Origin of the sequence: Streptomyces sp. NPDC088915, from assembly GCF_044749825.1 — a bacterium.
Taxonomy (GTDB): domain Bacteria; phylum Actinomycetota; class Actinomycetes; order Streptomycetales; family Streptomycetaceae; genus Streptomyces.
On sequence record NZ_JBIVIR010000021.1, the window covers coordinates 118,435 to 127,490 of the forward strand.

General features: G+C 72.3%; 1 protein-coding gene. It reads right to left on the reverse strand.

Features of this window, described 5'->3' with window-relative positions; all coding sequences use genetic code 11:
* Positions 1-4: 4 nt before the first annotated feature.
* Positions 5-9,056, reverse strand: a 9,052-nt coding sequence (locus ACIP5O_RS31950) for a hypothetical protein (RefSeq protein WP_401299780.1), incomplete at its 5' end; no start/stop codon positions are given.

Consider the following 9,056-nt stretch of genomic DNA (forward strand, 5'->3'; position numbering starts at 1 on the left):
CTCCTTATCGTGTCGCGAGCAGGCCGAGGAGGAAGGCCCGCAGATCATCAGACAGGTACCACTCGCCGGAGAACAGCGTCGCCAGGCCCAAGGGCACGATGGCGTCGGGGTCACCTGTGCTCGCCTGGTCGTGGAAGAGCCGGGCGAGGAGCGCGTCGAGCGTCGTGCGGCGGGCTCCGACGCGGCCCCGGTGGGTGCGGGTGAAGTGGTAGGCCTCCTGAGCGGCGAGGACGTCCGGGTTGCTGCGCTGGAGGTGGGTCAGCAGCGCGTTGATGGCGGTGGCGCGGCTGTCGTCGCCGAGGTCGGCGATCGTGGCGGTGCGGCTGTGTGCGTCGTATCCGCCGGCTTCACCCCGCCGGGCGGTGATCATGCGGCCGCTCGCGGGGGCGAGCCAGTCGCGGGGGATGAACTGCTGGATGTCGCCGAGGACGCGGGCGGCGTCCGGGTCGCTGTCGTCGGTGAGGATGAGCGCGGCCGCACCGGCGGGGCCCATTTCCCGGACCTGCGCGAGGACGTCGCGGACGGCGTCGGGCAGGGCATCGGCGTACAGGTCGCGGACCCGTACGGCGTCCCGGCGCGCGCCCTGTGCTTCGACGCGGGCGGCATCGAGCTCTCCGTCGGTGTCGGCGCCCCCGGCCGCGGCCGCGGTGAGGTCGCGCAGGCGTCGCTCGGCGGCGGCCGCGTACTCCATCGCGTCCCGCACGGTGCTGTGCGGGTGGGAGCCGAGTTCCGGGTGAGCGGCGGTGAGGCGAGCCGACAGGTCTCCGTCGACGTCCGTTCCGGCGGCGCGCAGCGCGGCCAGGTGCCGCAGGGCCTCACGGCCGGGGCCGCGGTCGACGGCCCGGTCCGGCATCCACCGCAGACCGTCCTGAACCTCGGGAAGCTGACCGGCCTCCAGCGTCGTCCGGCGGGTGGGCAGGTACCAGCGGGCTCGGCGCGAGACCTGCCCGAAGCGGCCCGGTGCGGGCATGAGCCGCGTCCAGTGGGCGAGCCGGTCCGAGAGGTCCGCGTCCGCGGTGGGCTGCGGGAGGGAACGTGCGGCCAGACGGCGCAGGCGCCGGTTCTCCGGCCAGGAGCGCACCCTGTCCATGAGTCGGTGCCGGAAGCGGGCGATCCTCTCCCGCAGCTTGCGCAGGGCTTCCCGGCTGCTGCGCCAGGCCTTCGCGATGCCCCGCAGGAACGCGGCCACGACCGCGACGATCTTCCGGGCGAGGAGGACCAGGGCGGCGACGATGTGCGGCAGGACGCCGGCGCGCTGGCCGGGGGGCAGGGTGGCAGCGATCCGCTGTGCGGTGTCGTTCCTGTTCGCCGCCATCTGCGCGGCGAGCTGAGCGACGATCTGCGCGCGGCGCTCCTCGGTGAGGGGCTGTCCGCCACCAGCCTGCCCCAGGGCCTGGCCGACAGCGTCATCGACGTGTCCGGTGACGGCGGCGTCGACCTCCGGGTCGGCCTCCGGGCCGGCGTCCGACTTCGAGGAGTCCTCGTGCAGAGCGGCCGGGATGAGGCGGAGCAGTTCGGCTGCACGGCGAGCGGTGTCCTGTTCGCTCTCTCCGTCCAGCGGCTCCAGGTCGTTGAGCGTGCGCAGGGCCGCCTTGATGGCGTCCTGCCGCGCGCGTGCGGCTTCCGGCCGGAGACGGCGCAGCAGCGCGGTGCGGTCGTCGTCGGTGATCCCGTTGGCGTCGATGACCTGCTTGGCTTCCTCACGGGCGTGCTTCATCGCGTTCATGAGGGCTTGCGGGGTGAGGCGTTCGGCGATCTGCTGACGGAGGGCGTGGATGCTGCCCGGGTCGTTGGTGCCTTCCAGGGCGGCGTCGATGACGGCGCGGACCACGGCGTCGCGGTAGTCGCTGGTGATGCGGTCGGGGTCGGGTGTGGGGTTGGGGTCGCGCTGCTCGTCCGGGTCCGGCACCGGGGCGTCGGGCTCGGGGACCTGCCACAGCGGTTCGGAGGCGGCGAACGACCGGGTGGTGCGCAGGCCGTCGGAGTCCTCCAGGGTCAGGCTGCGCATCCCGCCGGGCAGCTCGGTGGTGTCTATGACCTTGTACGAGGACACGGTGTTGGGGTCGTTCTCGTCGGGGAGGCTGATGTGGTCGCCCTTGCCGACGGCGCCGATCGTTCCGGGCGCGGGTGCGGCGGCGGGCTCGGCAGTCTGGCCGGCCGCCGCGTCGAGGTGGTCGGCGGCGCGCTGGGCGGCCCGGCCTTCCGGGGTGTCCGCGTCGCTGTGGTCGCGGAGCTTCCCGGCGAGGGCGGTGGCCTGCTCGGGGGTGAGGGGAAGGTCGTTGGCGACCCGGGCGGCACCCTGCTGGGCATCGGGGTCGTCGAGCGGGCCTTCGCCGAGATCGGTGACGGCGTCACGCTCTTCGGGCGCCAGATGGGGGTCGACGGTGTCTCCGACGACCGGAGTGACCGGCGGCAGCGGTTCGTGGCTGGTCAGGTCGTCGTTGTCGGGAGCGTCGTCCGGGCCGAGCTCGGGGGCGGCTCCGTCGCTGTCGAGCGCCCGGGTGGCCGGGGCGTCCGCGGTGGTGTCGATGTGCTGCGTCTCGCCGGTTGTGGTGTCGGTGACATCGAGCTGGACGCGGTCGCCGTCCTGGGTGCGGCCGACGACTTCCCCGGTCGCGGGGCCGTGGGCGCCGTCGTGCACGATCACGTCGCCCTCGTCCAGCTCGCCGACAGTGGTGGGCTCGGTGCTGGCCACGCGAGAGGGCTTCGGCTCGGTGTCGGGCTTCCCGGTGACGCCGCCGGCGACCTGCACGTCGGCGATCGGGATGTCGCGCATGCCGTCGAGGGTGGCGACGGTCGCCGTGTCCCCGTCGACCTCTTCCACGGTGCCCAGGAAGGTGCCGGAGCGGTCGGTGACGGCGTTGCCGGGCCGTACGCGCTGGCCCTTCTCGGTCCAGCCGGAGGGGCGTGCCGCTCCACCGTCGGTGAGGGTGAGCGCCGAGGGGGTCATGTTCTCGTCGTCACGGTCGTCACCCCACCGTACGGAGACCGTGCTGTCGTTGGCGCCGGTGACGGTGCCTTCGCGTCCGCGGCTGTCGGTGACGATCGAGCCGGGGAACAGGCCGCGGCCGGAGACGTCGGTGGGGACGCGATCGGCGATACGGCCGGTGAGGACGTCGGAGTCGGCGCCGGTGGCCGGCGCGCCGTCCGGGGTGTCGGCCTCGTCGTCGGTCGCGCGGGCGGCGGTGGCGTCCATGGGGACCCAGATCGACTGCCGCTGTCCCCCGCGCCCGTCGGGGGTGTCGGAGATCAGCAGCCGCTGCATGTTCTGCACGCGGCGGGAGCGCTCGGTGGGCACCTGCTTGGGGCCGTCCACGACGAACCCGGCCAGGGTGCGGGCGGTCCCCCGCTTGGTGATGCCGTCGACCCGTACGAGGTCGCCCATGGACAAGTCGGAGACCTGTACCCATTCGGCGCGGCGGCCGCCGACCGGCTCGGGGGCGGCATCCGGCTTCGGTGCCGACTCGTCCCGGGCCGGCTGCTCCTCCTTGCGGCGGCGCGGCGCCGTGCTCCTGTCCGACCCGGAGGTTTCCCGGTTGGCCTCGGGCTCGGGCTCGCTGGTCTCTGATTCCTCCCGCCGCGACGCGGAATCCCGTGCCACCTCGCCGCGGTCGCGGCTCTCCTGCGGAGCCGGGGCGGCAGGCTCTTCCCCGCGATCTGCTGCGGCCGTCGCCCCTTCCAGGCGGGCACGGCCGGCGTGGTCCACGCCGTCCTTCTCCGGGTCGTAGGTCCACTCCGGGCCCTGCTCTCCGACGCCGAGACCGTAGTTCTGGTCCTCGTCGCGGCGCCGGACATCGACGGCGCGGGCGACGAGCAGGCCGGTGCCATCCTCCGGGACGACGAACGTCTCGGAGTGGCCGCCCTCCATCCAGGGAGTGTTGCCGACGGTCACACGGTAGGCGCGGATCTTCTCGCCGCTGCGGCGCAGGGTGACCTTCTTCGGGTCTCCGATCAGGTAGCCGGTCTTCGTGATGAACGAGCCGGTGGGGCGGGTGCCGCCGATCCGGACGACATCGCCGTTCTGGAGGGAGGCGACGTGCAGGCGCTCGGCGCGGTCGACGGCGCCGTCCGCCTCCAGGTCGGCCACGGCCTGCATCGCGGCGCGGTAGCGGAGCTGTTGGTGGTGCGCGGCCCGCGGGTCCTCGGGGCGCAGGCGGTCGAGGTGCTTGGAGACCTTGTGCGCCAGGTGGCCCGGGTTGGCGTGGAGCTGGGGCTCGTCCTTCGGCTTCTTGTAGCGGCCGGTGAGCCAGGTGAGTTCGTCGAACGCTGTGGCCAGATCGTCGGCGACGTTGCCGCTGACGGTATGCCCCTCCCCGAGGGAGCGCAGGAGCTTGTCGAGGGCGTTGACGCGTTCGAGTTCGGCGTCGGTGAAGCCCTGGTGGTCCCGGTTCTTCGGGAAGAAGATGTCGTGGTCGAGCTTGAAGTCCTTCGCCATCTCGTCGGTGATGGTGCCGAGGTCCGGGGGACCGGCCTTCAGGGCGCGCAGGACGAGTTCGGCGATGGCCGCCTGACGGGAGCGGTGAATCGGCTCTCGGAAGGTGGGGAAGTAGTTGGGCAGGACTTCCCATCGAGGCACGTAGCTCTGGGGGTACAGCTCCCGATTGTAGTTGTCCTGGTCGAAGATCTGCCCGATCAGCCGGCCGTTCAGCCACACCTCCGCCTCAAAGTCAGTAGGGAGGCGCGGCCCGGCGATGGTGGCGCGGGACGCCAGGTCTTCCATGCGCTCGCGGCTGCCGAAACGGCGGACGGCGCTCTCCTCGGAGAGGATGTGGGAGTGTCCCTTGCGGTCGGTTTCGTCCCAGAAGGGCCGCAGGTCGAGGTCCGGGTCGCCAAAGGGGGCGCCGTCGTTGACCTCCTTCTTCCAGTCGTCGGCAGCCGGCTCGGCAGCACGGGTGCCTTCGCTCGCCTCCTCGACGTCCTGCTCCTCCCGTTCGGAGGTGGTGCTGGACGCGCCGCCGGCGGAGTCGGTGCTGCCGGAGGCGTTCCGAGCAGCCGGGCCTTCCTGGGCGGTTTCGCCGTCAGGCTGTCCCTCGGGCTGGTTGGCGGGGGCAGGAGCGCCGATCGGAATCTCGGTGCCGGTGCTGTGGTCGCGGCCGCCGCCCGGGGTGGCCGCGCGGTCGCGCTGGTGCTCGGTAACGATGTGGTCGCGGGCGGCGTCGACGGCGTCCGTCAGCGGTTCGTCTCGGGCGTTCCGCCACTGGCGCAGCATGTCCGGGTCGAGCTGGGGCTGCGTCCAGTCGATCGGGTTGCCGTCGGCGTCCCGCAGCTCTTCGTAGGCTCCGGCCAGTCGGCGGGCTCCGTCGCGGCCGCCGATCTGGTCGCCGTTCGCGCCCCAGCGAGCGAGGCGCAGTCCGCTGTTCGCGTGGCCGATCTCCCAGGTGCGGCCGTCGTCGTCGGACCAGGTGATCAGGCCGCCGCCGGGCGACAGGGTGAGGGTGTCGTTGTCGGCGAGCGCACGCAGGAACGCCTGGTGCTCCTCCGGGTCGGCGCCGTCGGGCACGGAGGTGTCGCCCGAGCGGTACCGGTTCTTGAGGTCATCGAGCGGGCCGGGCCGGTCGAGGTCCGGAGACAGGTCACCGTCGCCGCCCCGGTCACGGTCCCGGTCCCGGTCGCGGTCGCGGTTTCCGGGCAGGCCGGGAAGGCGCGGTCCGCTGTCGGGACCTGCACCGTCCGGCCGGTCCCGGTCCCGGTCGCGGTCGCGGCGACGCCGGCGCTTGCTTCGCTCGGCGTCCTCGTTGTCGTCATCCTCGTCGGGATCGGCCGCGTCCGGCCGGTCATCGTCGTCGTCCACATCGGAATCAGCGCCGCTGTCCGGACCATCACCGCCCGTTCCGTCGCGCTCCCCATGGCCTTCGCCGTCTCGGCGCCCGGCGTCCGGCTTCCGTGCAGACTGCTCCGCGGTCTCGTGCTCGTGGTCGTTCTCCTCGTTCTGCTGCTCCGTCGAGACGGTCTCGCCGTCGTGAGCGGCAACGAGCGCCGCTGTGGCGAGCTCTCGGGTATGCCAGGTACGGCCCTGGCCGTCCATGGTCTCCGCCCGGTGTTCCAGGGGCTTGCTGCGGAAGCGGTCGGTGATTCGGCCGACCTCGACTCCGTCGACGGTGACGCTCAGCTCCTCGGAGCCGTCCTCGTTCTTCCTGATCAGGTTGACCTCGGCGCGATCCGCCAAGGCCTTCACGCGGTCCGGGCCCCCGAGTTCATATGTCTCGTCATCCACCGGCAGATTCCAGCCCGTGGAGATATCCGTGCGGGCCCGCTGGCGTGCCTTCTTGCGTACCGCCGGCTCGGGGCTCTCCACGAGCACGAACCACGCGTCGGGGGTCACCGGCCTCTCGCTTCGTTCAGCGTCCAGGGACACTGAGCGGACAGCCCCCTCGCGGCCGCCGGCGTGGGTGTGGATGACGTACTCCGGCGAGTCCATCCCGTCGAAGACGTCGCTGACGCCACGCCGGAGGGTCGTGGGGTGGTAGATGTCACCCGGCTTGAGTTCGGACCCGCGGACCCACCGCATGCCCTTGGGCAGCTCGGCCTCGCCGATCTTCATCTCCCCGGTCCCGGTCTGCGGGTCGGCAGAGGGCAGGGCGGGCAGGCCTAGGCTCCTGCGCCTGCCGTTCTTCCAGTACATCCCGGCCCAGTTCCGGCTGTCGTCCTGTGTGGCCCATCCGGCGAAGGCGGACCAGTAGGCGGTGCCGTCCGCGAGAGCGGCAGTGAGCGGGCGAAGGGCCTCGGGGTACTCCCCGCGCAGCCCGTACGTCACCTGATCGGAGTCGTCACCGCCGACGACGCTGACGAGGAAGTCCTGCGCCTGCTGTTCGGACAGTCCATGTTCCGCGGCCTCGGCGCGGGCATGGGCTATGCGTTCGCGCACCGCGTCCCGGATCTCCTGGGCCCGCTCGTTGATCAGCTCAGTGCGCCGTTCGCTGGCTTTCTTCCGGCCCGCCCGGGTGGCGATGTTATCCACCAGGACGGGACGGAGTTCCGCGCGCAGCTTTTCGGCCGTCTCCCGTACGGAGGTGCGCAGGTCATCGGCCAGACCGGCGAGGAAGTCGCGTCCTTCCTGTGGCGCTTCCTCCAGGTTGCGGCGGACATTCTCGTCGTACTGGGCCAGGGGCTCCGCTTCTGCCAGGGTAGAGATCCAGAGCTTGACGTCCCAGGGGTCTTGTCCGGCAGGCCAACCCTCTTCGTTCTGCGCGAGCGCGCGGTCCAGGTACACGTTGTTCACGCCGTCCGGCTGCGGCTCCGCCCATACACCGGCCCACTGCCGGATGTCCGCGGCGCGGGAGCCTCCGCGGGGGAAGGCGAGCAGCGGCTCGTGGTGTGCGGCTGCCACCGCGAGCGCGGCGGCCTGGGCCGGGTTCTCGAACTCCTCCTTGCGGTGCCAGGCCTTGTCGAGGGTGCCGTGGAGGTCGTGTTCGGAGAGCCAATCGTCCTTGTCTCCGTCGCGCAGGAGGGAGCCGATTCGCTGGCCGTCGAGATACACGATGCGCCGGGTCTCGTCGCCGTAGCCGTACTTGTGGGGAACGGATTGGGCTTCGCTGATCTCCACCGGCTTGCCGTCGTGCTCGCCGACCGCTTCGCGCTCCGTCGAGCCGCCCGAGGTGGTGCCGTCCGGCTGGTCCGCGTCTGGCTGAGATGCCGACGCCGGATCGGCACGGTCGTGGTCGGCGGCGTCGTCCTGCGGAGTGTCGGTGTCCGTGTCCTGGGGCGCGGGGGATTCGGGCGCATCGAGGTCGGTGTCCGTGTCCTGGGGTGCGGAGGTCTCGGGCGCGTCAAGGTCGTCGTCCTCCGGGCGAGGAACGTACGGCTTGTCGTACGGGTCGTGCTCGCCCGGGGCCGGGATGCTGCCCGCGCGTCGAGCGGAGTCGTACTGCTGGAAGTCCATCTTGCGCGCGGCGCCCAGCAGGACCTTCCGCGAGCGGCGGCCCTCCGGGGTGTCCGGCATCTGTGCGGCTGCTTCGCGGGCGGCGTTGGCGAGCGCGCCGGCCTGGGCGGAGTACGGGCTGTAGCGGCGGTGGCCCGGGTTCCAGGGCAGGGTGTCGATGGGGGTGCCGTCGGCGTACGTGCCCGACAGTTCGAGCTTGCCCAGCTCCCGGACCTGGGCCGGGGTGAGCGTCATCTCGGTGCTAGCGCGGTCGGGGGTGATCCAGCGGCGCTCTACCTTGGTCGGCCTGCCGTTCTCGTCTTCGCCGCCGTCGTACTTCGCACGGTCGATGCCGTCGCGGATGATGCCCGCGGCGCGCAGCGGGGGCGGTCCCGCCTGAGCGGGCAAGTCCTCGTGCCACTGCATGTCACCGGGTGATCCGCCGTCGGCGTCCTGGCTCCACCAGTAGCGACGGCCGTTGTCACCGGTCCGCGCGCGGACCCATCCGATCGTGTTGCCGTCGCGGTCCACGATGGTGCCGTGTCCGGCCTCCATGTCGAGGTCGCGCAGCCGGTGGCCGTTGGGCAGTTCGGCGCCCTCGCGGGTGGCGGCCTGTGCGATCCGGTCGGCGTTCTGCCGCTCCTTGTTCTCCTTTGTGGGGTCGCCGCCGAACGGGGTGCCGTCGGGGCGGGTGATGTCCTTCAACGCGTGCGGGCGGGTGCCTCGCTCGGCTCGTACGAGCACGGAGTCGCCGTGGACGACCATGACTTCGCCGGGGCCGTCGGGGCTGAGGACCTGGTCGCCCGGCGCGGGCCGGTCTGCGACGCTGTCGGCCGGCTGTTCCGGCTCGGGGGACGCCTGGCTGCCGGTGGACTCGTTGTCGCGCTCCGCTGCCTCGTCGGCGGGGGAGGCCTCGTTGTCCGGAGCGTCGACCGGGGCCTGTGTGCCGGGCGCCTTCGTGCGGTCCGTCTCGGGGGCGCTCTCCTCCTCGCGCAGGGAGTCGAGGTCGGCGCGGACCTCCTTCGGGTCGAGCGTGGTCGTCGCCGCGTCGTCGGCGACCTCCTCCTCGTCGCTCTCGGCCGGGGCCTGCTCGTCATCAGCCGGGGCCGGGAAGTCGGTCCCCTCTGCACGGTCGTTCTCGGGGGTGGTCTCGTTGTCCTCGCGCAGGGAGTCGAGGTCGGCGCGGACCTTCTCCGGG